At 65.6% G+C, this 25,855-nt stretch carries 23 protein-coding genes; 12 read left to right on the top strand and 11 right to left on the bottom strand.

The genetic code is table 11. From position 1 onward, the window contains the following. Positions 1-24 precede the first annotated feature (24 nt). The 3 genes from urtA to AC07VL_RS07595 form a co-directional block, all read right to left on the bottom strand. The gene (gene urtA, locus AC07VL_RS07605) at positions 25-1,278 is read right to left on the bottom strand and encodes an urea ABC transporter substrate-binding protein (protein ID WP_494805291.1); all 1,254 of its coding nucleotides are present in this window, start codon (positions 1,276-1,278) and stop codon (positions 25-27) included. Positions 1,279-1,503: 225 nt separating this feature from the next. Then, positions 1,504-2,289 (bottom strand): DUF4349 domain-containing protein, encoded by a 786-nt coding sequence (locus AC07VL_RS07600; RefSeq protein ID WP_494805290.1) that lies wholly within the window; start codon positions 2,287-2,289, stop codon positions 1,504-1,506. Between the two features lie 16 nt (positions 2,290-2,305). After that, positions 2,306-2,863: a transglutaminase-like domain-containing protein gene (locus tag AC07VL_RS07595; protein ID WP_494805289.1), complete on the bottom strand. Its 558-nt coding sequence runs from the start codon at positions 2,861-2,863 to the stop codon at positions 2,306-2,308. Between the two features lie 280 nt (positions 2,864-3,143). On the opposite strand from AC07VL_RS07595, the gene AC07VL_RS07590 reads away from it, so the two are divergent. Genes AC07VL_RS07590 through AC07VL_RS07580 form a run of 3 tightly spaced genes read left to right on the top strand, consistent with a single transcriptional unit; the run spans position 3,144 to position 8,373 of the window. Next, complete coding sequence (locus AC07VL_RS07590; RefSeq protein ID WP_494805288.1) at positions 3,144-3,725, top strand: DUF2760 domain-containing protein; 582 nt, start codon at positions 3,144-3,146, stop codon at positions 3,723-3,725. Next, positions 3,722-5,593 carry an Hsp70 family protein gene (locus tag AC07VL_RS07585; RefSeq protein ID WP_494805287.1) on the top strand — a complete coding sequence of 624 codons (1,872 nt, stop codon included), beginning with the start codon at positions 3,722-3,724 and terminating at the stop codon, positions 5,591-5,593. Before AC07VL_RS07590 ends, AC07VL_RS07585 begins: the two co-directional genes overlap by 4 nt. 2 nt (positions 5,594-5,595) lie before the next feature. Continuing rightward, positions 5,596-8,373: an Hsp70 family protein gene (locus tag AC07VL_RS07580; protein WP_494805286.1), complete on the top strand. Its 2,778-nt coding sequence runs from the start codon at positions 5,596-5,598 to the stop codon at positions 8,371-8,373. Between the two features lie 93 nt (positions 8,374-8,466). On the opposite strand, the gene AC07VL_RS07575 is transcribed toward AC07VL_RS07580, so the two are convergent. The 4 genes from AC07VL_RS07575 to AC07VL_RS07560 form a co-directional block, all read right to left on the bottom strand. Continuing rightward, positions 8,467-10,008, bottom strand: coding sequence for a CHASE2 domain-containing protein (locus tag AC07VL_RS07575; protein WP_494805285.1), 1,542 nt, complete (start codon positions 10,006-10,008; stop codon positions 8,467-8,469). A gap of 82 nt (positions 10,009-10,090) precedes the next feature. Next, the gene (locus tag AC07VL_RS07570; protein ID WP_494805284.1) at positions 10,091-11,689 is read right to left on the bottom strand and encodes an EAL domain-containing protein; all 1,599 of its coding nucleotides are present in this window, start codon (positions 11,687-11,689) and stop codon (positions 10,091-10,093) included. A gap of 66 nt (positions 11,690-11,755) precedes the next feature. Continuing rightward, complete coding sequence (locus tag AC07VL_RS07565) at positions 11,756-13,036, bottom strand: serine hydrolase domain-containing protein (protein WP_494805354.1); 1,281 nt, start codon at positions 13,034-13,036, stop codon at positions 11,756-11,758. Between the two features lie 112 nt (positions 13,037-13,148). Next, on the bottom strand, positions 13,149-14,645 hold the full coding sequence (locus AC07VL_RS07560) for an alginate export family protein (RefSeq protein ID WP_494805283.1): 1,497 nt from the start codon (positions 14,643-14,645) through the stop codon (positions 13,149-13,151). A gap of 332 nt (positions 14,646-14,977) precedes the next feature. Between AC07VL_RS07560 and AC07VL_RS07555 the strand changes: the two genes are divergently transcribed. Both AC07VL_RS07555 and AC07VL_RS07550 read left to right on the top strand, forming a co-directional pair. Continuing rightward, positions 14,978-16,129 carry a sigma-54-dependent Fis family transcriptional regulator gene (locus AC07VL_RS07555; RefSeq protein ID WP_494805282.1) on the top strand — a complete coding sequence of 384 codons (1,152 nt, stop codon included), beginning with the start codon at positions 14,978-14,980 and terminating at the stop codon, positions 16,127-16,129. 143 nt (positions 16,130-16,272) lie between these two features. Beyond that, complete coding sequence (locus tag AC07VL_RS07550; RefSeq protein WP_494805281.1) at positions 16,273-18,081, top strand: NAD(P)-binding domain-containing protein; 1,809 nt, start codon at positions 16,273-16,275, stop codon at positions 18,079-18,081. A 129-nt stretch (positions 18,082-18,210) separates the two neighbouring features. On the opposite strand, the gene AC07VL_RS07545 is transcribed toward AC07VL_RS07550, so the two are convergent. Both AC07VL_RS07545 and AC07VL_RS07540 read right to left on the bottom strand, forming a co-directional pair. Further along, positions 18,211-18,777, bottom strand: a complete 567-nt coding sequence (locus AC07VL_RS07545) for a YceI family protein (protein WP_102298271.1) — start codon at positions 18,775-18,777, stop codon at positions 18,211-18,213. A gap of 131 nt (positions 18,778-18,908) precedes the next feature. Next, complete coding sequence (locus tag AC07VL_RS07540; protein ID WP_494805280.1) at positions 18,909-19,199, bottom strand: hypothetical protein; 291 nt, start codon at positions 19,197-19,199, stop codon at positions 18,909-18,911. Between the two features lie 20 nt (positions 19,200-19,219). On the opposite strand from AC07VL_RS07540, the gene AC07VL_RS07535 reads away from it, so the two are divergent. From AC07VL_RS07535 to AC07VL_RS07515, 5 genes are all read left to right on the top strand, one after another. Then, positions 19,220-19,837 carry a biliverdin-producing heme oxygenase gene (locus tag AC07VL_RS07535; protein ID WP_494805279.1) on the top strand — a complete coding sequence of 206 codons (618 nt, stop codon included), beginning with the start codon at positions 19,220-19,222 and terminating at the stop codon, positions 19,835-19,837. Continuing rightward, positions 19,837-20,328 (top strand): YbaN family protein, encoded by a 492-nt coding sequence (locus tag AC07VL_RS07530; protein WP_494805278.1) that lies wholly within the window; start codon positions 19,837-19,839, stop codon positions 20,326-20,328. The genes AC07VL_RS07535 and AC07VL_RS07530 overlap by 1 nt, the downstream gene beginning before the upstream one ends. 295 nt (positions 20,329-20,623) lie before the next feature. Continuing rightward, positions 20,624-21,433, top strand: a complete 810-nt coding sequence (locus tag AC07VL_RS07525) for an ATP-binding cassette domain-containing protein (protein WP_131372975.1) — start codon at positions 20,624-20,626, stop codon at positions 21,431-21,433. Continuing rightward, complete coding sequence (locus tag AC07VL_RS07520) at positions 21,426-22,100, top strand: methionine ABC transporter permease (protein ID WP_494805277.1); 675 nt, start codon at positions 21,426-21,428, stop codon at positions 22,098-22,100. The genes AC07VL_RS07525 and AC07VL_RS07520 overlap by 8 nt, the downstream gene beginning before the upstream one ends. A 25-nt stretch (positions 22,101-22,125) precedes the next feature. After that, positions 22,126-22,953, top strand: a complete 828-nt coding sequence (locus tag AC07VL_RS07515; protein WP_494805276.1) for a MetQ/NlpA family ABC transporter substrate-binding protein — start codon at positions 22,126-22,128, stop codon at positions 22,951-22,953. 87 nt (positions 22,954-23,040) lie between these two features. On the opposite strand, the gene AC07VL_RS07510 is transcribed toward AC07VL_RS07515, so the two are convergent. After that, the gene (locus AC07VL_RS07510) at positions 23,041-23,658 is read right to left on the bottom strand and encodes an OmpW/AlkL family protein (RefSeq protein ID WP_494805275.1); all 618 of its coding nucleotides are present in this window, start codon (positions 23,656-23,658) and stop codon (positions 23,041-23,043) included. Between the two features lie 145 nt (positions 23,659-23,803). Further along, complete coding sequence (locus tag AC07VL_RS07505) at positions 23,804-24,700, bottom strand: LysR family transcriptional regulator (RefSeq protein WP_494805274.1); 897 nt, start codon at positions 24,698-24,700, stop codon at positions 23,804-23,806. Positions 24,701-24,956: 256 nt separating this feature from the next. On the opposite strand from AC07VL_RS07505, the gene fur reads away from it, so the two are divergent. Together fur and AC07VL_RS07495 are read left to right on the top strand one after the other, a co-directional pair. Next, on the top strand, positions 24,957-25,397 hold the full coding sequence (fur, locus tag AC07VL_RS07500; RefSeq protein WP_092794635.1) for a ferric iron uptake transcriptional regulator: 441 nt from the start codon (positions 24,957-24,959) through the stop codon (positions 25,395-25,397). Positions 25,398-25,473: 76 nt separating this feature from the next. Next, on the top strand, positions 25,474-25,836 hold the full coding sequence (locus tag AC07VL_RS07495) for a MerR family transcriptional regulator (protein ID WP_494805273.1): 363 nt from the start codon (positions 25,474-25,476) through the stop codon (positions 25,834-25,836). The last annotated feature ends 19 nt before the right edge of the window (positions 25,837-25,855 follow it).

Below are 25,855 nucleotides of genomic sequence, written 5' to 3'. Positions count from 1 at the left end.
TGCTGCTGGGTTAAATATCAGCGCCTACAGCTTCTGCTTGCCCTCATTGCCCTTGATATACGGGCTCCACGGCTGGGCGCGTATCGGTTCCTTGGTTTTCCACACGACATTGAATTGCCCGTCGGCCTTGATCTCGCCGATCATCACGGGCTTGTGCAGGTGGTGGTTCGTTGCATCCATGGTCAGGGTAAAGCCCGACGGCGCCTTGACGCTCTGGCCCGCCATGGCGGCGATCACCTTGTCCGTCTCCGTCGATTTCGCCTTTTCCACGGCTTGCGCCCACATATGGATGCCCACATAGGTCGCTTCCATGGGGTCGTTCGTCACGACGGAACCCGCGTTCGGCAGCTTTTGCGCCACGGCATACGCCTTCCACTGCTTGATGAAGGCCGCGTTGACGGGGTTCTTGACGGATTCAAAGTAATTCCACGCCGCCAGATGCCCCAGCAGGGGCTTGGTATCGATGCCGCGCAGCTCTTCCTCGCCCACGGAAAACGCGACGACGGGCACGTCCGTCGCTTTCAGGCCTGCATTGCCCAGTTCCTTGTAGAACGGCACGTTGGAATCGCCATTGATGGTGGAAATGACGGCCGTCTTGCCGCCGGCGGAAAACTTCTTGATGTTGGCGACGATGGTTTGATAATCGGCATGGCCGAACGGCGTGTAGACCTCGCTGATGTCGCTATCCTTGACTCCCTTGCTTTTCAGGAAGGCACGCAAAATCTTGTTGGTAGTGCGCGGATATACATAATCCGTGCCCAGCAGCACGAAGCGCTTGGCGCCGCCGCCATCCTTGCTCATCAGGTACTCCACGGCGGGGATCGCCTGCTGGTTGGGCGCCGCGCCCGTATAGAACACATTCTTTTCCAATTCCTCGCCCTCGTATTGCACGGGGTAGAACAGCAGGCTGTTGAGTTCCTTGAACACCGGCAAGACGGATTTACGGGACACGGACGTCCAGCAGCCGAACACGACCGCCACCTTGTCCTGCGCCACCAATTGTCTCGCTTTTTCCGCGAACAAAGGCCAGTTCGAGGCCGGGTCGACGACGACGGGCTCCAGCTTCTTGCCCAGCACGCCGCCCTTGGCATTGATTTCCGCGATCGTCATCAGGGCCACGTCCTTCAGCGACGTTTCGGAAATGGCCATGGTGCCCGACAGGGAGTGCAAGATGCCCACCTTGATCGTGTCTGCGGCCCAGACCGCCTGCATGGTGATGGACGTGGCCAGGGCCAGTGCGCCGGCTGCTGCCGCTTTCAAGATGATGCGTCGTGACATGTGGACTCCTGAGTGAGGAACTGCATGAGTATCAATGGATGGGCCTGCGATGTTGTTAAAGCAGAATGCATGCCAGCATCCACAGGCGAGCGCCATGGTGCGCGTGCCATGCCGTGGTGCAAGCGAGTGCCGGCCGCACGCCCCATGCCGCACGAAAAAAAACCTGGCTGCACAAGGACTGTGCAGCCAGGTTTCAAATTGCCGTAAAACAGTGCGCCGGAGGCTTTAATCCTTGCGCGGCAAGCCTCGCAGGCGGCGCCAGCCCTTGCGTCCCAGCGGGAACAGCAGCACGAAAGCCACCAGCCACGGCAGGATGTAGGCCATGGCCGTGATGGCGTTGGCCACGCCTTCGGACAGGTTGTCCGTGAAATCGCCCAGCGCGCGCTTGACGGGACGCCAGAACGATTGCTTGCCTTCGGCGCTGATGGCCACGTTCAGCAAGTCCGTGTCGATGCGCTGCATCAACAGGGCATTGGCCGCCGTCGCCTGCTCCAGTTCCACTTGCACGGTGGCCAGCTCCTTGGTCACCTTGATCAGCGCATCGACGTTTGTGCCCGAGCGCTTTTCCAGGTCCTGCAATTGCGCCTGGTACTGTTTCAGCATCTCCAGGCGCTTCTTGCTGTCAAGCACGGGGCGGCCCAGGTCTTCCACCTTCGTGCCCTGGCTGGTGATCTCGCCTTCGCTTCCCACCAGCGCCATCATCTTCTTGATGCCGGCCGGCTTGGCGCGCATGCTGATGCGCGCGTGTACATAGCGGCCGCCGTCGATGCTGGAATCGAGCAACAGACAGCCGTTTTCCGTATCGGCCTTGCAGGCGGCCACGACTTTTTCGTACAGGGGCCGTACCTGCGCCTCCCCTGCCATCACGTCGACGTTATGTTCATAGGCCAGGTAATCTTGCCCTTTACCCTCAGTCATCACGCGCGTATCGCTGGATTGGACAGAGCGGTTAGCCTTGCCGCAACCGGCCAGCAGCAACAGTCCGAACAGGCATATATAGACTTTTTTCATGATTTCTTTCTATTAATTATTTTCGCAAAGGCAACATTTCAACATCGGGCAGATGCGCGGCCACGTCTTGTACCGTGGCGTAGTGCGTCAGTGCAAGGACCACCTGCGGCAATGGTTGCGCCCAGATTTCCGGCAAGTCGCGCTCCTCGGGCGCCAGCACGGGAAAGGCCAGCTGCTCGCGTGGCGGCACAAACGCCGCGTCGACGCCAGGCTTGTTGCCGCGCGCATCAATGCGATACCAGCCAAATTCTTGCAAGTACACGGCGTTCAAGCCATGCAGGCAGAACGGCGGCCCGATTTCGCCCACGGCCAGGCGCTGGTAGCACAGGCCGGCAGGAATGCCGTTGGCGCGCAGCAGCGCGGCCAGCAAATGGCTCTTCGCATAACAATATCCCGTGCCGTGCCGCAGGACGTCGGAGGCGCGGCAGGTGACGGGATTGCGCTGGTAGTCCCAGCTGTGGGCGATCTCGTCGCGCACGAAGGCAAAGCAGCGGGCCGCGATGGCGCGCACGGCCGGATGGTCGCTGTCGATATGCATGCTGCTGGCGAGATACGGGGCAAAATCGGTCGTCATGGCGTTCAGGGAGAAAAGGTCTTGTGAAAAAGCAATGCCGGATTTTAGTCGAAGCGGCGGGAAATCCACCGTTTCCTTGCGCAGGAACAAAGAAAATCCTTGCCCCGGCGAGGCGCAGCGGGCGCCGGCGGCTTTGGCGCCGGCGCCGTAGCTGGTATCATGCGGGCAAACGCTTGCCGGCCCCAATGCAACAGGCCGGCGCATGCACCACCTTGCGAAGCGGCCCCGCCACCCGGCGCGCCGCCGACGCCTCCCTACAGATCAGAGAAACGAGTTCCCTATGAGCGCTTCATCGTCCCACCCATCGTTCTGGCGCAGAGTCCCGCTGGCCTTCGGCGCCTTCTTCAGCACCCTGTCGGACGCCGCCTATGCGGCCCGCGTGGAAAAGCTGTCCCTGCCCGAGGCCGCGCCGGTAGCGCCCGTGGCCCCTGCTCCGGCACCCGTGCCAACGCCGGCAGCCGCCCCCGTCATTTTGAAAGAAGCCACGCCGGACGCGGCCCTACAATTGCTGGCCCTGCTTCAACGCGAAGCGCGCTTGATCGACTTCACCCAGGAAAACCTGGGCAGCCATGCCGATGCCGACATCGGCGCGGCCGCCCGCGTCGTGCATGAAGGCTGCGCCAAGGTCATGCGCGAATACTTCACCATCGAGGCCGTGCGCCAGGAAGCCGAGGGCAGCCGCATCGTGCTGCAGGAAGGCTTTGACTCGGCCAGCGTGCGCCTGACGGGCAACGTAGTCGGTTCCGCGCCATTCACGGGCACCCTCAGCCACCGCGGCTGGCGCGCCTCCAGCGTGCGCCTGCCGAAACTGAGCGAGCAGCATGACGCTGCCATCCTGGCACCGGCCGAGGTGGAACTGTGAACGACGCAACGAACAACACCCCGCGCTACGCCATCGGCATCGACCTGGGCACCACCCACAGTGCCCTGTCGTACGTGAACCTGGTCGAGAGCGACGGCGAAAAGTCCAGCCACGGCGTGCTGAAGGTGCCGCAACTGTCGGCACCGGGCACCGTCGAAGAATTGTCGCTGCTGCCCTCGTTCGTCTACCTGCCCCACGCCGATGAAGTGGCGGCGGGCGACCTGGCCCTGCCCTGGGTCACCGAGGAAGCCGAAGCGCCCTTCGTCGTGGGCGAAATGGCCCGCAGCCGCGGCGCCACCACGCCGATCCGTCTGGTGTCGAGCGCGAAAAGCTGGCTGTGCCACCCGGGCGTGGACCGCCGCGCGGCGATCCTGCCGAACGACGCGCCGCTTGAGGTGGCGCGCATCTCGCCGATCACGGCCGCCACGCGCTACCTGACGCATTTGCGCCAGGCCTGGGACAACGCCCACCCGCAAGCACCGTTCGCCGAGCAGGAAATCACAGTGACGATACCCGCCTCGTTCGACCCGGCCGCGCGCGAGCTGACGATGGAAGCGGCGCAGGCGGCAGGCTACACCTCGCTGACCCTGCTGGAAGAGCCGCAGGCGGCCCTGTACAGCTGGATCCAGACCAGCGAAGGACGCTGGCGCAAGGAAGTCAAGCCGGGCGACATCATCCTGGTGGTCGACGTGGGCGGCGGTACCAGCGACTTTTCGCTGATCGCCGTGCTCGAGCGCGACGGCGTGCTGGAACCGCACCGCGTGGCAGTCGGTGAGCACATCCTGCTGGGCGGCGACAATATGGACCTGGCCCTGGCCCACCTGGTGGCCCGTAAACTGGCCGCCAACGGCACCCAGCTCGACGCCTGGCAGATGCGCGCCCTCACCTACGGCTGCCGCAGCGCCAAGGAAAGCCTGCTGGCCGACAGCGGCATGGACACGGCGCCCATCGTCGTGCCCAGCCGCGGCTCCAAGCTGATCGGCGGCTCCATCCGCACGGAACTGACGCGCGCGGAAGTGTCCACCTTCATCCTCGACGGCTTCTTCCCGCAGGTGGAAGCGTCGAGCCGCCCTGCCGTGCGCACGCGCGCCGGCCTGACGCAACTGGGCTTGCCGTATGCGCAGGACGCGGCCATCACGCGCCACCTGGCCGCCTTCCTGGGCCGCCAAGTGGCGGCGACCAGCGAACTGGAAGGCTTCGCGGGCCGCCAGTCGGCCGACGCCAGCTTTTTGCACCCGACGGCCGTGCTGTTCAACGGCGGCGTCTTCAAGTCCGACCTGCTGGTGCAGCGCATCATGGCCACCGTCAACGACTGGCTGTACATGGAAGGCGCGGAACCGGCGCGCATGCTGGCCGGGGCCGACCTGGACCTGGCCGTCGCCCGTGGCGCCGCCTACTACAGCTACGTGCGGCGCGGCCATGGCGTGCGCATCCGCGGCGGCACGGCCAGTTCCTTCTACGTGGCCATCGAATCGGCCATGCCGGCCATCCCCGGCATGGAGCCGCCCATCCAGGCCCTGTGCGTGGCGCCGTTCGGCATGGAAGAAGGCAGCGAACTGGAACTGCCGGGCCAGCAATTCGGCCTGGTGGTGGGCGAACCCGTGCACTTCCGCTTCTTCGCCTCGTCCACGCGCCGCAACGACCAGATCGGCGATTTGCTCGACTTCTGGGGTCCCGATGAATTGCAGGAGCTGAGCGAAATCCAGGCGACCCTGTCCGCCGAAGGCCGCTCGGCCGGCGACGTGGTGCAGGTCAAACTGCATGCGCGCGTGACGGAAGCGGGCACCCTGGAGCTGCTGGCCGTCTCCCCTGACGGCGCCGAGCGCTGGAAGGTGGAATTCGACGTGCGCGGCACGCCACAGCAATAAGCATGGCCAGCGCTGCGGGCAAGCCGGCCTATCTGGTCGGCATCGACCTGGGCACCACCAATACGGTGGTGGCGTATGCCGCGGCTGGCGATGCGCAGGCAGGAATAAACCTGTTCGCCATCGAGCAGCTGGTCGCGCCCGGCGAAGTGGGCGCGCGCCCCTTGCTGCCGTCGCTGCGCTACCATCCCGCCCCCGGCGAGCTGGCGGCGGGCGATCTACCACTGCCGTGGCAGCAGGACGACGTGGCCGGCGTGGCGCAGCCCGTGCTGGGCGCCCTGGCGCGCCAGCTGGGCGCGCAGGTGCCGGGCCGGCTGGTGTCCAGCGCGAAGAGCTGGCTGTCGCATGCCAGCGTGGACCGCCAGGCGCCCATCCTGCCGTGGGGCGCGGACGCCGACGTGCCCAAGGTATCGCCCGTGACGGCCAGCGCCAGCTACCTGGCCCACGTGCGCGCCGCGTGGAATCACCACTTCCCCCATGCGCCCCTGGAAGAGCAGGAACTGGTGCTGACCATCCCCGCCTCGTTCGACGAGGGTGCGCGCGCACTTACCCTGCAGGCGGCGCGCATGGCGGGCTTGCCCACCTTGCGGCTGGTGGAAGAACCGCAGGCGGCCTTCTATGATTACCTGCAGCGCCGACGCGCCACCCTGCGCGACGACCTGGCCAATACGCGCCGCATCCTGGTGTGCGACGTGGGTGGCGGCACCACCGATTTCAGTCTGATCGACGTGGCCTTCGACGCGGATGGCGAAGCGCGGCTGGAACGCAGCAGCGTGGGCAACCATTTGATCCTCGGCGGCGACAATATGGACCTGGCCCTGGCCCATCTGGTGGAAGCGCGCATGGCCGCCGGCAGCGAGGGCGGCATGAAGCTGTCGGCCGCACGCCTGTCGCAGCTGATGGAGCGCTGCCGCGCTGCCAAGGAGTTGCTGCTCTCCGCCGACGCGCCCGAGAGCACCACCGTGACTTTACTGGGCGCGGGATCGCGTTTGATCGGCGGTAGCCGTTCCGTTGACCTCGCGCGCGAGGAGGTGGCGGCCATGGTGGTCGACGGCTTCTTCCCGAAGGGGGAACCGGGCGACACGGCGAAAAAAGGCCGCGCCGGCATCGTCGCATTCGGCCTGCCGTATGCGCAGGACGCGGCCATCACGCGCCACCTGGCCAGCTTTTTGCAACAGCAGCAAGGAGCACTGCCGGATACGCTGCTGCTCAATGGCGGCGTGTTCCGCGCCGACGCGCTGGCGCGCCGCCTGGCCGACACCCTGGCCCACTGGCGGGGCCAGCCCCTCACCATCCTGCATAACGATAACCCCGACGTGGCCGTCGCGCGCGGCGCCGTCGCCTACGCGCTGGCCCGGCGCGGCCAGGCGCCGCGCATCGGCGGCGGTTCGCCGCGCAGCTATTTCCTCGTGCTGGGCGAGGCGGGCAAGGACCGCCGCGCCGTGTGCATCCTGCCCCGCGGCAGCGCCAGCGACGAAGAAATCCGCCTGACGCAGCGCCTGTTCGCCCTGCGCCTGGGCCGGCCCGTGCGCTTTCACCTGGCCTCCTCCATCGCAGAAGCGGGCGCGCCGCCCAGGCTGGGCGACATCGTCGACCTGGACGCGGGCGACTACCTGCGCCTGCCGCCGCTGGCCAGCGTGCTGCACGACAAGCAGGACGCCAGCGACAAGCGCGAAATCACGGTGCAACTGGCTACAGTCATGACCGAGGTAGGAACTTTGGAAGTGCACTGCGTGGCCGAAGCCGATGCCAGCCACCGCTGGCTGCTGGAATTCCAGCTGCGCGGCGAAGAGGACGCGGCAAGCGAAACGGCCGGCGTCCCGTCGCGCGTGACGGAAGCCATCGAAAAAATCGAGCGCATCTTCGGCGGCAAGGCGCAGAAGGTGGAAGTCAAGGAAGTGCGCCAGCTGCGCCAGCACCTGGAACGGGGACTGGGCGGGCGCGAAAGCTGGGATACGCCCCTGCTGCGCCAGCTGTTCGACGCCTTGCTACAACGCGCGCGTGGCCGGCGCCGCTCCGCCGAGCATGAGCGGGTGTGGCTGAACCTGGCCGGCTACTGCCTGCGTCCCGGCTATGGCGATGCGCTCGACCCGTGGCGCATCGAGCAGCTGTGGGCCATGTTCGAGGCGGGCGTGCAGCACCACAAGGACAGCCAGGTGTGCGCCGAATGGTGGACCCTGTGGCGCCGCGTGGCCGGCGGCCTGGGCACGGAGCAGCAATTGCGCCTGCTCGACGATTTCGCCTTCAACCTGCAAGCCGACGCGGCCCAGCGCGGCAGCCGTCCCGTCACCCTGGTCAATGGCAGCGACGACGACATGCTGCGCCTGGGCGCCTCGCTGGAGCGCATTCCCGGCGCCTACAAGGCGGAAGTGGGCGCCTGGCTGCTGAAGCGCCTGGACAAAGCCGGCAAGAAGGGTGAGCCGGCGGATACCAACACCCTGTGGGCGCTGGCCAGGGTCGGCGCGCGCCAGCCCTTCCACGGCAGCGCACACGAGGTGGTCGACAGCGCCACCGTGGCCGAATGGCTGGCCGTGCTGCTGGCGCTGGACTGGAAAAAGACGGAGCCGGCCGCCTTTGCCGCCACCCATCTGGCGCGCATGACGGGCGACCGCTCGCGCGACATCGCCGACGACTTGCGCGCCACCATCCTCGCCCGCCTGAAGGGCGTGGGCGCCCCGCCCCTGTGGCTGTCCATGGTGGGCGAAGTCACGCAGCTGGACGAAGCGAACACGAAGCGCATGCTGGGCGAAGCGCTGCCGCCGGGCTTGAAGCTGCTGGGCTGATCTTTTTTCCCGCCCGACGGCGCAAATGCCGGGATCGGCTCCTGCGTTTGGGCTATCACGCCGTTGCCCCTTCCAGGCCGGCTTGCCCTTGCGCTAGATCACGGCGATGATAAACAGCAGCACCGCCAGCGGCGCCTGCACCAGCACGATGCCCGGATGCGTGCGGCGCAGCTGGGCCCAGACGGACAGGCCCGGCACTTCCTCGTGCGGGTGGTGCGCTTCGTCGCGCAAGGACATCGCGTGCAGGAACATGCCGGCGATCAGGGGGCCGGGATTGACCCACCAGCCCTGCTCCAGCAAGCCGCGCGACAGGTAGATGGCCAGCGCGCCGATGACGAAGGGCGAAGCCCACACCAGCACCAGCATCAGGCGGATGCCATAGAATTCGGCCAGGGTGCCCATGCGGTGCAGCCGGCTGAAGTCGTGATCCGCCATGCGCTTGTCGATGGCCAGCTCGGCGCGGCCGTACAGGGTCCACAGGCCGCCGAACAGGCAGCCCAGCAGCACGCCGATGACGATATCGGCGGCGAAGACCACGTATTTGTTCACGTCCGCCGTGCCGATGCCCAGCGAGGTGTAGGCGGCCGCATGCAGGTGCAGGCCCGCCTGCTCGCCTTCGGCCGTGGTGTAGCGGTCACGCACGTCGTAGGTGCTGCCCACGAACAGGACTTGCTTGCGCGGCGCATCGGCCGCCACGCCCGCCTTGCCGTCGACGAGCCGCACGCCAGCGCGCGTGGGGTCGAGAAACGCGGGTGCCACGGCGGCCGGGTGGAACGGCGCCGTGACGGCATTCTGCTCCGCCGCATCCTGGGCGTCGCCATGGATGACGGGTTCGAAGGCCCAGCGCGCCAACTCCTTTTCGCTGCGCGCGCGCCGCGCCAGCTGGCACACCATGTCGGCCAGCCGGTAGCCTTGCTTTTGCTCCGACAGGGCGGCCGGCATGGGCTGCTCGTGCTCCTGCTGCTGCGCGCCATGCGCCAGCTCGAACGCGACGGCGCCCAGCACGGGGCTTTTCAGCTCGATGCGCGTGACGGCGCCCATGCGCTCGCGGATCTGCGGGCTGGCAAAGTGGATGCCGGCCGCGCAGCGCGCGCGCAGCCACGGCAGGTTCGCGTTCCGGTCAGACTGTTCGGGCAGGATCAGCACCAGCTGCCGGCCGCCGGCGGCCAGGCCGTCAAGCAGGCTGTCCAGCGGCCGCTCGCCCGGCGCATGCTGCTCGTAGACGGCCGGCGCCAGGTCCAGGTCGATGGCCAGCACCTGCGCGCCGCGCTGCGCCACCTGCGCCAGCAGCTGCTGCAGGCGCGCCCGTTCCAGCGGTTCGCGCTCGTCGAAGACTTGTTCGAACGCGGGCTGGTCGATCTCGATGATGCCGGGCCGGTAGGCGGCGCCCGCGTCCTTGCCCCGCTTCAGCAGCTGGCCCTGTTCCGCGCTGGCGCGCAGCATGGCCGCATCGAGCCATTCGAGCACGTGAAAGCCTTCCAGCGCCAGCATCAGCGAGGCGATCAGGCTGGCGCCGATCACGTGGTGCAGCAGGTGCGTGCCCGTCAGCTTGAATGCCGAGCCGACCTGGGCGACCGGCCACAGCAGGCGCCGCCACAGGGGCAGGCGCGCAGGTTCTGGCTGGCCGGTATTCAATGTGCATTCCCCTGGTGGCATCGCCGAAATTATATTTCAGGCAACAATTGATAACGAAAGGAATATGGTATTGCAATTGTGTTCAGGCCGCCGCACGGCTGCCATCCTGGCCTTCCTCCCGCTGCCGGTGGCAGTAGGCGATGAAGTCCGCCGGCGGCAATGCCCTGGAAAACAGCCAGCCCTGGCCATACTCCACGTCGCGCGCGCGCAGGTAGTCGGCCTGCAGCGGCGTCTCGATGCCTTCGGCGATGATCGCCAGCTGCAGCGTCTGCGCCATGGCGATGATGTGCGACGTCACGCTGCTCGTCACCGTGTCGCCGCCGATGGTGTCGATGAACGATTTGTCGATCTTCAGCGCATCGATGGGCAGGTTCTGCAGGTACGCCAGGCTGGAGTAGCCGGTGCCGAAATCGTCGATGGCGACGGAAAAGCCCATGGCGCGCGCCCTTTCGAGCGCGTTGCGCGCTGCGGCCACATCGATGAAGCCCCGTTCCGTCGCTTCCAGCCAGATCTGCCCAGGCTCGATGCCGCTGCCGTCGAGCGCCTTGGCCAGCACGTCGAGCAGGCGCCCCGTCTGGATGTCGGAGGCGCACACATTGATGGCGATATGCAGGTGGCGCCGGGCCAGCAGCAGCGCGCGCATCTCGCGCACCACGGTTTCCACCAGCTGGTCGGTGATGGCCTCGATCAAACCGCTCTCCTCTGCCTGCGGGATGAAGTAATCGGGCCGCATCATCGTGCCGTCGGGGCGCGGCCAGCGTATCAGCGCCTCGGCGCCCACGCAGGCGCCATCCTTCAGGCGCACCAGCGGCTGGTAATGCACGATGAACTCGCGTCTTTTCAGCGCCTGCGCCATTTCCCCCTGCAGCGACAGGCGGCTGCGCGTCAGCCACACCAGCAGGCTGATGGCCACGGCGGCCAGCAGGAAGCCGAAGGGCAGGATGTACAGTTGTTCGTTGCGCAGCTGCCTGTGCATGCTGCTCTCGGGCGCCAGGCCGACGGTGGCCAGTTCCCCCTTGCGGGCCACGGCGGCCTGCATCCTGTCCGCGCCGGCGATGGCGGGGTCATTGCCCCTGTCGCGCACCAGCTTGCCCACCAGTTCCGCATCCGGCCCGTTCTGGCTGCCCAGCAGGGCGCCGCCCGAGGTGGCGACGGCCACCTGCACGTCCGGATCGGCAACGATATCGGCCAGGCCGGCGGGATCGACCAGCACCCGGTGCCGATCCTTGAACAGGCCTAGCATGGGCTTGCCCTTGCCTGCCGCCGGCGGCGCCTGCGTGTGCACGTCCACGCCGCCACGCGTGGTGAAGTCGGGCTTGCCGAGGGCGATGTCGCTGCCCTGCTCCGGCATGCCCCAGCTTGAACATTTCAGCTTGCCGTCCTCGAAATAATCGATTTCCGCGACACCGCGCGACTCCAGCGTCGACTGGCGCATCAGCGCGATATGCTCGTCGGAACAGGGGCGCACCGTCAGCGCGGCAACCGACTGCAGGGCCGCGCCTATCTCGTCAAACGACTTGCTGGCGCGCGTCATGGCGATGTCGGCCACGCGCTGCAGGCGCAGCTGCTCGACTTCGCGCGCCCGCAGGCCGGAAAAATGCAGGCTGCCCCAGAAGGACAGCAGCACCATCGCACTGGCGCAGGCAACTGCCGCGGCAACGACCCTGGTACGACGATTCAATGCGCTTCTCCCCGTTCAATGTGCAAATGGCCCGCACGCGCGGGCCATTGATGGCGGCAAGCGCCCTTATTTCGGCTTTGCCAGCAGCAGCTTGCCCAGCGCTTCAAAGGCCGGCGTGGTGGTCGGGTCGTTGGCCGAGTTGGCCGCCGTCGGCGTGGAGGCAAAGCGCACGATCACCATCTCCGCCTTCGGATCGACATAGATGCGCTGGCCGTACACGCCGCGTGCCATGTAGGCGCCGTGGTCGTTATGCGTGACCCACCACATGTCGCGGTAGCTCCAGCCTTTCAGCAGGTCGTAGCCGCCCTTGGCGAACAGCTGCTTGTCGCCGCCCCGGCGGATGTCCGCGACCGCCGCCTTGGGAAGGATCTGCTGGCCGTTGTAGCGGCCATCGTTGCGCAGCATCTCGCCAAAGCGGGCCAGGTCGCGCAGGCCGGCGCTCAGGCCGCCGCCGGCAAACGGCGTGCCCGTCGAATCGTCCGACATGTAGGCATCCTGCTCGGCGCCCAGCTTCTGCCAGACGTGCTCGGACAGGTAGTCGTTGACGTTCTGTCCCGTGACCCGGGCGATGAGCCATCCCAGCACGTCGGCATTGACGGTGCGGTAGCCGAAGGCCTCGCCATGCCTGCCCTGGTGCTGCACCGTCTGCAGGTACTCGAAATAGCTGCGCGGCCCCGTGTAATCCTTGGGCTTGGGCAGCGGATTGCCGGCCGCCGCATGCTGCCACACTTCGGCGTTCGGATCGGCGTAATCCTCGCTGAACTTCAGGCCCGTGGTCATGTCGAGCACCTGCCGCACGGTGGCGTCGCCAAACGCGGACTTGGCCAGTTCCGGGATGTAGTCGGCCACCAGCTTGTCCGCATCGAGCTTGCCTTCGGCCACCAGCGCCGCACCCAGGGTGCCCATCACGGATTTCGTCACCGACATGGCGCCATGCTGGCCGCTGTCCTTCAGCACGCCGAAATAACGTTCGTACACGATGCGCCCGCGGTGCAGCACCACGATGCCATCCGTGTAGTTGGCGCCCAGCGACTGCTCCCAGGTCATGCTGTCCTTGCTGCCCAGCGGCGTGAAGCGCAGGCTGTCGATATCCTTGCGCAGCGCGCGCTGCAGGGGCTGCGGCGCCCCCAGGCCGCGCGACACATTCACCGTCGGCATCAGCTGGCGGAAGTGCGACACGCTCCAGCGCAGCTGCGGGAAAGTGAAATAGCTGCCATCGTCGAAGCGGATGATCTTGTCCGGCGGCGGCGGCGAACCCACCATCCATTTCAGCGCGGCCGGGTCGCTGGCGGCAGCCGACAGCGGCGCCGCGGCGGACGCCTCGGCGGCGTGCGCGACGGCCGGCATGCCGCCCGCTGCGAGGGCCATGCAGCTGGCCGCCAGGGCCATGCGTTTGATCTTGGGCAGTACATTCATGCGGGTTCTCCTGTGTTCAACAACAGATTAAATGCAAGCATCCTCAGTAAATCCAGACCACGTTGGCCAGCCAGCCCGTCCAGGTCCTGGCCTGGCCTTTCACCAGCTGCTTGATGCCGGACTGCGCGAACGACGCGCTCGCACCCACGGTCAGGTAGGTATTCGGGTTCACCACGCGCACGTACTTGAGGAAGACATCGTTGGCCAGCATCGGGCGCAGCACGCCTGCGATCACCACGGGCGCGGCGCCCGGCACGTCGAGGCGCGTGGCCTGGCCGAACTGCAGCGGGCTGCCCATCTGGTTGGCGCGCACCTGCGCCAGATAGACCGTCACGGTGTCTTTCGGCGTCGGGTGCAGCTCGATGGTGGCCTGCAGCGCGTTCACGTTGGCATTGACGAAGACCCACGTAGCCTTGCTGCCGGACGCCCAGGCGCCCGGCGTGCCTTCGAAGAACAGGGGGTCGAAGCGCTCGTTGCGCGCCGTGCGCGGATCGTCGCCGGAAAAGCTTTGGTACCCCAGGGTGAATTTCGGCGTCCACGCCACGCCGGGCAGCGAAAAGCCCCCTTCCGTGCGCCAGCCCCAGGCCCGCATCGGTTCGCGCGTGTTCCATTCGCGCGCCGCGTCCACGCCGAACCAGCCTTTCGGCAGCACGGCGGGCAGCAGGGGCATGCGCGCGTAGCCGTACACGAACTGCAGGTCCTTGCGGCCATCCGGCACGGCCAGCGGCGCGCCGATGCCGCCCGGCGCCGCCTGCGGATAGGCGGCGTGCGAACGGGGCACCTTGCCATACGCGATGCCCGCCTTGCGGTCGTCGGCGGGCGCGTAGCTGGCGTCGACGCCCACCACGCGCGTGCCGCTATCGTTGTCAGGATTTTCATTCGGGTCCAGGTAAAACGCCTGGGCGCTGAAGGCGTCGTGGCTCACCTTTGCCACCACGGAATTCTGGAAGGCCTTGCGCGGCCCCAGCTTCAGCGCGCCCCGGTCAAAGCCGTTCGAGCCGCCATTGGCGATCAGCATGCCGGTGCCCAGCGTGAAATTCTGCGCCCCGGCCGACAGGTCCAGCAGCGTGCCGGCGTCGCCGAGGGGCAGGCGCATGCCGGCGACGAACTCCTCGATCGAGATGCGGCCCGTGTCGCCCGCGCCGAACGGGTCGTGGCGCACGGTGCCCGAGCCGACGGCAGACAAGCGCGCATACAGTTGCCTGCCGTCGCCGAGGTTGCGCTTGAAGCCGAGCGCCGGCTTGACGTAGAACTCGTACCAGTAGGGGTTGAAATCAAAGTCGGGATTGCGCGCCGGGGTGTTCGACAGCTTCCAGAACAGCTGGCTTTCGCCGGCGATCTGCGCGCCCGCTTCGACGGCAGGCGTCATTTGCCAGCCGGCGACGATGGCCGGCTCGCTGGCGGCGCGGCGCGCCACTTCCTTTTCCATGCCGCTCTGGCCATCGGGATCAAGCTGGCCGGCGGCACCGCACGCGGCGCTCCACCCCAGCAAGGCCAGCGCGGTGGAACGGCGTACGAGGAACATCGCTTGCGTTGCCATAGGTATCCTTGCAATAGCCGGCTTGTCATGGTGGGTTATCCGCGGGCGGCGCCGCGTTCGCGCCAGAAGCCGCCCAGCCGCAAGGGCCAGGATGTCCTTCCATTCGAGCGAATGTTATCAGAGAAACTTTATTTTATTGTTGTAAAGCATTCAATTGTGCGGACCTGCCCGGGACGCATTCTTGCAAGGAAAGACTCCCTTCCCGCCCCGCTTTTTGGCTGAGACGATCGTCTCATGCCGGCGTCTTGCTGCAGCGCGACATGCGTGCGCCGCCACTTCATGCTACAAACGGGCAGCAGCAGCAAAACAGCAACCGTGACACGGAGAGCGCCATGCCATACGTTCGCCAGACCAGCCACCTCGACCGCGTGCGCGACCTGATCGCCGGCAGGGTCGTCAACCCGGGCATCGACGCGGCCAGGCTGGCGTCATCGTACCGGCGCGCGCTGGACGACTACCGGCTCGACCCCGCCTCGACCACGGGTCCGCGCATCCTGACGGGCGCCGAACTGCGCGCCGTGCAGCAGTCCGAAGAAAATTTTTTGCGCTCCACGGGCCAGTGCCTGCCCCGGCTGCACGCCATGGTGCGCGAGGCGGGCTACTGCGTCATCCTGGCCAATGCGCACGGGGTGACGATCGACTACGCGGTCGATGCGGACCAGCGCAAGGATTTCAAGAAGGCCGGCCTGTATCCCGGCTCGTGCTGGTCGGAAGACGAGGAAGGCACGTGCGGCATCGCCTCCGTGCTGCTCGACCAGGAAGCCATCACGGTACACAAGACCGACCATTTCCGTGCCGCCTTCACGGGCCTGACCTGCAGCGCGGCCCCCATCTTTTCGCCGCATGGCGACTTGATCGGCGTGCTCGACGCGTCGGCCTTGAACTCGCCCGATGCGCGCGAGAGCCAGCGCCTCGTCAAGCAGCTGGTGCGCCAGGGCGCGACCCTGATCGAAGACGGCTTTTTCCTCAAGTCGTATGGCCACTGCTGCATCCTGCTGGCGCACCGCAACCGCCATTTCGTGGAAGTGCAGCCGGAAATGCTGATCGCCGTCGATGAACATGGCGACGTCGTCGCCGCCAACCGCTGCGCGCGCGACGTCATCGCGGGCCTGGGCGCCCTGCCCCGCCCCGTCGGCGAAGTGCTGGAAGTGCGCGCCGAACGCCTGTTCGATGCGCGCGCGGGACACAAGCTGCTGTCTCTGCGCCTGGCCGGCAGCAGCGCCTGGCTGCATGCGCGCGTGCGCGCGCCACTGCGCCACGCCGGCACGCGCCCGCGCACCGGCAGCGCGGTGGCAGAGGCGCCGGAAGCGCTGGCGGCGGTGACCTATACGCCGCAGGAACAGGCCGAACGCACGCGCATCGTCAACGCCATGAACGTGGCCAAGTGGCGCCCGCTGCAGGCGGCGGCCATGCTGGGCCTGTCGCGCGCCACCCTGTACCGGCGCATCAAGCACCTGAAGATCGTGCCGCCGCACCGGCAGTAAGGGTTCCGGCAAGCTGAGACTTCCGTCTCAATCGCCGCCATGCTGCGCTGCAGGATGCGGCGCCAAAACAGCGGTGATACAACATCGTCAGCGGCAGCACAGCCGCATCCCATCATAAAGTCAGCAGACTTGGAGGAGACACGATGCACACCGAAATCAACCCGCACGACCTGGCCGTGGCCAGCATCCTGGAGCAGCTCGAAGGCTGCCTGCGCGCCAGCGACGGCACGGGCGCCGCACAACTGTTCGAGCCGGACGGCTACTGGCGCGACCTGGTGCTGTTTACATGGAACCTGAAAACCCTGGAAGGGCGCGAGCAGATCGCCGCCATGCTGGCCGCCCAGTTGGGCGCCGTGCAGCCCGTCGCCATGCGCATCGCCGACGGCGAACACGCCAGCGAGGCGGGCGGCGTGCTGCAATGCTGGATCAGCGTGGAGACGGCCGTGGGACGCGGCACGGGCTTCATCCGCATCCGCAACGGCCATATCTGGACCCTGCTCACCACCATGAGCGAATTGAAGGGTTTCGAGGAAGCCAAGGGCGGCCGGCGGCCCATGGGCGCGGAACACGGCGCGCGCACGGACCGCAGCAGCTGGCTGGAGCAGCGCGAGCAGGAAGCCAGGGAACTCGGCTACGCGCGCCAGCCCTACTGCGTCATCATCGGCGGTGGCCAGGGCGGCATCGCGCTGGGCGCGCGTTTGCGCCAGCTCAACGTGCCGACCATCATCATCGAGAAAAACGCGCGCCCCGGCGACAGCTGGCGCAAGCGCTACAAGTCGCTGTGCCTGCACGACCCCGTCTGGTACGACCACATGCCGTACATCCCCTTCCCCGACAACTGGCCCGTCTTCACGCCCAAGGACAAGGTGGGCGACTGGCTGGAAATGTACACCAAGGTGATGGAGCTGAACTACTGGGGTTCGACCAGTTGCGAGTCGGCCAGCTTCGACGAAGCCAGCGGCGAGTGGACGGTGCAGGTGCTGCGCGAGGGCCGGCCCGTCACCCTGAAGCCGCGGCAGCTGGTGCTGGCGACGGGCATGTCGGGCAAGGCCAACATGCCCAGGTTCAAGGGCATGGACGTGTTCCAGGGCGAGCAGCAGCATTCGTCGCAGCATCCGGGGCCGGACGCGTATGCCGGCAAGAAGGTGGTCGTCGTCGGCGCGAACAATTCCGCGCACGATATCTGCGCCGCCCTGTGGGAGGCGGGCGTGGACGTGACCATGGTGCAGCGCTCGTCGACGCACATCGTCAAGTCCGATTCCTTGATGGACCTGGCCCTGGGCGACCTGTACTCGGAACGGGCGCTGGCGGCCGGCATGACCACAAACAAGGCCGACCTGACGTTCGCCTCGATCCCGTACAAGATCCTGGCCGACTTCCAGAAGCCCGTCTTCAAGGCCATCCGCGAGCGCGACGCGGATTTTTATGCGCGCCTGGAAGAAAGGGGCTTCATGCTCGATTTCGGCGACGACGATTCCGGCCTGTTCATGAAATACCTGCGCCGCGGCTCCGGCTATTACATCGACGTGGGCGCCTCGGAACTGGTCGCCGACGGCAAGATCAAGCTGAAAAGCGGCGTCGGCGTGCAGGAACTGAAGGCCCGCTCCATCGTGCTGTCCGATGGCACGGAACTGCCAGCGGACCTGGTGGTGTACGCCACCGGCTACGGTTCCATGAATGGCTGGGCGGCCGACCTGATCTCGCCCGAGGTGGCGAACAAGGTGGGCAAGGTGTGGGGATTGGGTTCGGCCACGACGAAGGACCCTGGCCCGTGGGAGGGCGAACAGCGCAATATGTGGAAACCCACGCAGCAGCAGGCGCTGTGGTTCCACGGCGGTAACCTGCACCAGTCGCGCCACTATTCGCAATACCTGTCGCTGCAGCTGAAGGCGCGCATGGAGGGGTTGAACACGCCGGTGTATGGGCAGCAAGAGGTGCATCACCTGGCATGATCCTGATTCGCTGGTCGAAAAAAAGCGGCGGGCCTTGGCCCGCCGCTTTTTCCATTTCACCCCAGGAGCAAGTACCGGGGACGGCCCCTCACGGTCCGCCCCCTGCAGTCCAGATGTCGGGTGTATAAATTACTGCTTGATCGCTTCGATCGCGAACGTCAGGGTCACGTCATCGCTGACGGCTGGCGCATATTTGCCGGCGTTGAATTCCGAGCGCTTGATCTTGGCCGTGGCGTTGGCGCCGCAGGCGTCTTTCTTCAGCATCGGGTGCGGTGCGCAGGTGAACGAGGTGACGGTCAGGGTGACGGGCTTGGTCACGCCTTTCAGGGTCAGGTTGCCTTCCACGGATGCCAGCTTGTCGCCGTCGAAGTTGAACTTGGTCGACTTGTAGGTGGCGACGGGGTACTTGGCCGTGTCGAGGAAGTCTTCGCCCTGGATGTGCGAGTTGAACAGAGTCGAACCCGTGTCGACGGACTTGGTGTCGATCAGCACTTCGACGGCGCCCGTCTTGGCGGCGCGGTCCAGGGTGATCTTGCCGGTGGTGTTATTGAAGCGGCTTTGCTGCGTCGAGAAGCCCATGTGGGTGTACTCGAAGCGGGGGAAGGTGTGGCTGCCATCGATGACATAGACTTCCGGGGCGGCAAAGGCGGACAGCGAGAAACCGGCGGCGGCGATAAAAGCGAGCAGTTTTTTCATTATGGATTCCTGACAGGGAGTGGTGGATGTCAAAACCGCAACCGGCTGCCGGCGAAGAGGCGGGCGGCCGATTGTCTGGCTTCAGTTGCAACAATTATGCATGGCATGAAGATCGATGTAAAACGGAAAATTTACCTAGTTAGCATCGAAAAAATCGATAATAACGCCGATTCTGTCCGCGACAGCGCCTTCTGCAGCCGATTATTGTCCGCATTGACAAAAATATCCAGCGTTATCCAGCAATTCAGATGCGAATGATTCTTGTTATTATTCATCGTAATTGCTATCATCGCTGCCTTTGCACCGCTGCCCGCCTGCGCCAGCCCGCCGGCTCCCCGCCGCCTCACGCCAGCCATCCAGCCACGAGCGCCGCCACCACCTGCCCCGGCACGCGCCGGGCATGCAGGTTTGCCTTGATTCATCCATAATAGAGCAGGAAACCATGACCGCAGCCCCGACCGATTCCACCATATTGAACGCGCCCCCGACGACTTCCCTGCCCCGCAGCCAGCGCCTGAAGGCAGATACCATGGCTACGCACGAGGTGCTGGACAAGCGCATCATGGAAAGCAAACCCTTCGACAACCCGCACAATTACGCCCGCTTCCTGCAGGCGCAGTACGCCTTCCTGCGCGATGTCGATGCGCTGTACGACCACGCCGGCCTGGCCGCCCTGCTGCCCGGCCTGGAACAGCGCCGCCGCTACGCCAGCATCGCCGCCGACCTGCAGGACCTGCAAACCCCGCTGCCCGCCGACGCCGCCGCGCCGCCCTTCGGCGGGGAACTGGACGTGGCCACCGCGCTGGGCTGGCTGTATGTAAGCGAAGGCTCGAAGCTGGGCGCCGCCATCCTGTATAAACTGGCCGGCAAGATCGGCCTTGACGAGCAGTTCGGCGCGCGCCACCTGGCGGGCCACCCCGACGGCCGCGCGCGCCACTGGCGCGACTTCACGGCCGTCCTCGATACGGCGCCGCTCGACGCCGGCGGCGAGCAACGCGTGATCGCCGGCGCGCGCGCCGCCTTCATGCGCATGCACGGCCACGTCGAGGCATACGCCTGATGGACGGCCGGCACGCCGAGGCAGCGCCGCGCGAAGCGCACGGCGTGCGCCTGCGCCGCTGGGCGTGGACGGCGGCCGGCGCCTTGATGGTGCTGCTGGGCATCATCGGCGCCATGCTGCCCGTGATGCCGACGACGATTTTCCTCATCCTCGCCCTGGCCTGCTTCAGCCGCGCCTCGCCGCGCCTGGAACACTGGCTGCTGCACCATCCCCGCTTCGGCGCGCCGCTGCGCCAGTGGCGCGAACACCGGGCCGTCTCGCGGCGCGGCAAGGCCATGGCCTGCCTGGGCATGGCCATCGGCTTCGTCGCCATGTGCCTGGGCCATCCGCCGTGGTGGGTCATCGTCATGGTGGGCTGCATGGAACTGGCCGTCATCGTCTACCTGCTGCGCCGCCCGGAAGGCCCGCAGGGCGCCAGCGGGGCAGAATCTGCCTCCGATAGCGGAAATCAAGGGCAGCAAGCGGCCCCGCCCCCGTCAAGAAAACCCTAACTGAACTGAAACGGGCAGCAACTGCGCCCATGTGCCTGCGCATGGCCGGACGAACTTTTCACCATCATGCGCCCCTGGCACGCCCGCCTGCGCGATTAAATTCGGCAGAATTGCCGCTTCCCCGCTTTTTCCACTTGAAAACACCCACATAGACATTATTTGCATATTCAAAGCAAGATTCTGTCGTAGGAGTAATAACGCGATCGGAGGTATACTACGCAACCGACGTCACAGGCCGGGCGATCTGGCCCCTGCAAGCACGCCTGTCACGGTCCAATAAAAAAGGAAACACTGCATGACCACACCACACCGTACGCCGGTGATTCGCATCGATGGCGCGAACAAGACCTTCGCGCTGCCCAAGGGCGAACAATTCCACGCGGTCAAATCGGTCACGCTGGAAGTCTATCCCGGTGATATTTTCGGCCTGATCGGCAAGAGCGGCGCCGGCAAATCGACCCTGCTGCGCCTGATCAACCTGCTCGAACGCCCCGACAGCGGCACCATTACCGTGGCCGGCCGCGAACTGACCAGTCTGGGCAAGCGCGACCTGCGCGACGCGCGCCAGAATATCGGCATGATTTTCCAGCAGTTCAACCTGCTGCAAAACGCCAGCGTCTTCGACAACGTCGCCTTCCCGCTGAAGATCCATGGCACGGCCAAGGGCGAGCAGATCGCCGCCCGCGTCGAGGAATGCCTGGCGCTGGTGGGCCTGTCCGACAAGCTGCACAGCTATCCGGCGCAGCTGTCCGGCGGGCAGAAACAGCGCGTGGCCATCGCCCGCGCCCTGGCCAGCCATCCGGACGTGCTGCTGTGCGATGAACCGACGTCCGCGCTGGACGCGGAAACCACGCGCGCCCTGCTCGACACCCTGCGCGACATCAATGCGCGCCTCGGCGTGACCATCGTCATCGTCAGCCATGAGCTGTCGGTGCTGGGCGCCATCTGCAACCGCGTGGCCGTGGTGGAAAACGGCGCCATCGCCGAACAATTCGACCTGAGCGACACGGCCACCCCGCGCAAGACGGCGCTGGGACGCGAGCTGGCTTACTACGGCACCGAGGCGTTTGAAGCCACCGCATGGAAGGATGCAACACATGTTTGAAGAATCGATCAATAACGTCATCAACCTGCTGCCGGAAATCTGGGTGGCGCTGGGCCAGACCATGACGATGCTGGGCATCGGGCTCACCGCCGCCATCCTGATCGGCGGCCCGCTGGGCATCCTGCTGTTCCTCGTCTCGGAAGGCCAGTCGCTGGAAAACCGCCCCCTGTCGATGGGCCTGGGCTGGCTGGTGAATACCGTGCGCAGCTTCCCCTTCATCATCCTGCTCGTCGCCCTGACGCCGTTTACGCGCATCATCGCGGGCACCTCGATCGGCCCGCTGGCCGCTGCCGTGCCCCTGTCGTTCGCCGCCATTCCCTACCTGGCGCGCCTGGTGGAACAGAACCTGCGCGAAGTGCCGCGCGGCGTGATCGAGGCGGCACACGCCATGGGCGCGTCGGAAATGCAGATCATCTTCCGCGTGCTGCTGGTGGAAGCGCGCTCCGGCCTGGTGCTGGCCCTGACCGTGCTGTCGATCAGCTTCCTGTCGTATTCGGCCGTGGCCGGCGTGGTGGGCGGCGGCGGCATCGGCGACCTGGCCATCCGCTACGGCTACTACCGCTTCGAGACGGACATCATGGTCGCCACGGTGGCCATCCTGATCGTGCTGGTGCAGACCATCCAGTTCGCCGGCACGCGCATCGCCAAGCGCCTCGACAAACGTTAATCCATATTCAGAAACAAGGACATACATGAACCACATCCGCCGCAACCTGCTCCTGGCCGCCGCCAGCCTGGCCTTCGCCACCGCTGCCCACGCCAGGGACCCGAAGGAAATCGTCATCGGCACCAGCTCCGGCCCGTATTCGGACCAGCTGAAGCTGGGCATCAAGCCGATCCTGGAAAAACAGGGCTACAAGGTCAAGATCGTCGAATTCAACGACTACGTGCAGCCGAACTACGCGCTGGCCGAAGGCTCGCTGGATGCCAACGTGTTCCAGCACATCGTGTACCTGACCAAGTTCGCCACCGATAACAAGCTGCCGCTGAGCCCCCTGATCACCGTGCCGACCACGCCGATCGCCCTGTACAGCAGCAAGCACAAGTCGCTGGCCGAGGTGAAGAACGGCGCCACCATCACCATGCCGAACGACCCGACCAACCAGGCGCGCGCGCTGGTGGTGCTGGCCAAGATGGGCTGGATCAAGCTCAAACCGAACGTCGACCCGCTGCGCGCCTCCGAACGCGACGTGGTGGACAACCCGAAGAAGCTGAAACTGGTGCCGCTGGAAGCGGCGCAGCTGCCACGCTCGCTGGCCGATGCCGACTACGCCTTCGTCAACGGCAATTTCGCCCTGGCGGCCGGCATGAAGCTGACCACCGCCCTGGCCGTGGAAAAGATCTCGGACAGCTACATCAACCTGGTGGCCATCCGCACGGCCGACAAGGGCAAGCCATGGGTGAAGGACCTGGAAGCGGCCTACCGCTCGCGCGCCTTCCTCGACGCGACCAACAAGTACCTGGCCGGCTACGAAAAGACGGACTACCAGCTGGCGCTGGAAAAGACGCTGAAAAAATAAGCGCTGCCTGACACATAAAAAAGGACGGCCGGGTTTGCACCTGGCCGTCCTTTTTTTTCGCCCGCGCTATGCGGGCATCTTCACCGCTTAGAAACGGTAGCCCACGCCCACGCCGATCAGCAATGGATCAACCTTGACTTCGCTGGCCTTGGCGCCGCTGATGAAGACGTCGCTGCGGATCTGCACTTTCTTGATGTCGAAGTTCAGCGACCAGTTCTTGTCGAGCTTGTAGTCGACGCCCGCTTGCAAGGCGAAGCCCCAGCTGTCATGTTCCAGGCGGCCCGCGCCGTTCAGCAATTTCACGTCCGAAATATTCGTGTAGTTCACGCCCGCGCCCACGTAAGGGCTGAACTGTTTTTCCGGCATGAAGTGGTATTGCAGCGACAGGGTCGGCGGCAAGTGCTTGAAAGTGCCGATATTGTTACCGTCGAGCTTGACGTCATGCTTTTGCGGGTAGGTCAGGATCAGCTCGGCAGCGATATTGGGGGTAAAGAAATACGAGATATCGATTTCAGGAATCGTCTTGCTGCTGACCGTCAAACGGTCGGATGCGCCGACGCCACCAACAGGAGCAGATTTATCGGCCGGATCGATGTGCACGGCGCGGGCGCGGACCAGCCAAGGGCTTTCCTGTGCCATCGCATTGCCGGCGAATGCGCCGATGGCGGCCAAAACGATTGCTGCTGCAGTTGCGGACTTTTTCATTTTATTTCCCTCTGTCGTTAAGTAACGCTGCGAAGTCTAAGAGTGCAGTGCAACAAAAACTTTGATCCACATCAAATAGTGCTAGATGGCATCAACAGAGGGATTTTTTCCTTTTCCCAGGTCAAGAAAATGCGGCGTTGCAAAATCAAGCCGCCTCGGCGAACAGGCTGGCGACCCAGTCCGTGAACACGCGCACGCGCGGCGACAATTGCCGGTGATGGGGATACAGCACGGACACGGGCAGCGGGTCGGGACGCCAGTCCCGCAGCACTTCCACCAGCTCGCCGGCCGCCAGCGGCCGCTCCAGGTGATAACGGGGCGCCTGGATCAAGCCCATGCCCGCGCGGCAGCAGGCGTGATACGCGTCCGCATTGTTGACGGACACCGTGCCCGGCAAGGCCACGCTGTGCCGCTGCCCATCCGCCTTGAAATCGAAGGGCCAGACCTTGCCCGTCTGGGCGGAAAAGAAATTGACGGCGCGATGGCCCGCCAGTTCTTCCAGATTGCGCGGCGTGCCGTGCGCGGCCAGGTAGGCGGGGCTGGCGCAGGTCACCTGCTCCAGCAGCGCCACCCTGCGCGCCACCATGGATGAATCGCCCAGTTCCCCCACGCGCAGCACGCAGTCGACGCCTTCGCGCACCAGGTCGACGAGGCGGTCGCCCATGCCGATTTCCAGTTCAATCAAAGGGTAGCGGGCGCAAAACCGGTCCAGCACGGGCATGACAAAATGCATGCCCAGGGTCGCGTGCAGGTCGACGCGCAGCTTGCCGGCCGGCTGCTGCGCCGCCGATGTGAACACGGATTCCGTCTCCTCCAGGTCGGCCAGCAGGCGCACGCAGCGCTGGTAATACGCCTCGCCGTCAAGCGTGGGCGTCACTTGCCGCGTCGTGCGCTGCAGCAGGCGCACGTGCAGGCGCGTTTCGAGTTGCTTGATCGCATGCGTGACCGTGGCCTTCGGATAGCCGAGGTCATGCGCCGCCTGGGTGAAACTGCGCAACTCGACGATGCGCGTAAAGATGCGCATCGCATCAAATCGGTCCATGCCCTGCTCCATTGTTATTGCATGCTGCACAGTGTAGCGATATTGCCGCTGGTTTTGCAATTTTGACGCATGACACGCACTGGGCAAGATGCGTGCGATGCACTCGCCCCTTGCGCCGATGTCACTGGTCCGCAGCCCCCTTGCGCGGCATAATCGCCCACTTCGCACATGAGAATGGTAATGATTATCATTTGCGATATAATGCAGAGTCACGCTTCAGCGCACGCTCGGGCGACTACAAAAAGGAATGGGAGACATGGATATATTGAGGGAACTGCGTGAATCTGGCTTGAAAGTGACCATCCCCCGCTTGCGGATTCTGCAGCTGTTTCAAGAAGGCACGATCAAGCACCTGAGCGCGGACGATGTGTATAAACTCTTGCTCGCCGAAAAGATCGACGTGGGCCTGGCCACCATCTACCGCGTGCTGATGCAGTTCGCCGAAGCGGGCATCCTGTTTCGCCGGCATTTCGAATCGGGCCACGCCGTCTTCGAGCTGAACGAAGGGCAGCACCACGATCACCTGGTCTGCACGGGCTGCGGCAAGGTCGACGAATTCGTCGACGAAGGCATCGAACTGCGGCAGAACGAGATCGCCGCCGAGCGGGGCTTCGTGCTGCACGAGCATGCCTTGTCGCTGTATGGCACCTGCGCCGATTGCACGGCGAAGAAAGTGCCGCCACGCAAGCCCTCCTGAGTGCGGCGCGCAAGGTAGCGCCGGGCGGCCCGGCTGCGCTACACTGCGTGCGCCGCCGCTCGAGAAAAGGAAAGCCATGTACATCGGAGAAATCGCCCGCCTGGCGGGCACCTCGCCCAAGGCCCTGCGCCACTATGAAACGCTCGGCTTGCTGGGCGACGTGCGCCGCGCGGGCGCCTACCGCGTCTACACGCAGCAGGACCTGGCGCAAGTCAAGCTGATCCGCCAGGCACAGGCGCTGGGCTTCCGCCTGGCCGAACTGCTGCCCGTCCTGGCTGGCGACGACACGGACTGGGCCGCCCTGTCGCGGCACATCGCCGCCAAGCGCGCCCAGGTGCAGCAGGATATCGCCCGCCTGCGCCAGCTCGACGCGCAGCTGGGCGAGATCGATGCGGAAATCCACGGCTGCCTGGCGCGCCAGCGCCTGCAAGCCGCGTAAGACGGCGCGCTTGACTCTG

Source organism: Janthinobacterium sp. GW821-FHT03C08 (assembly GCF_059420905.1).
This window is presented reverse-complemented; position numbering and strand designations above follow the sequence as displayed.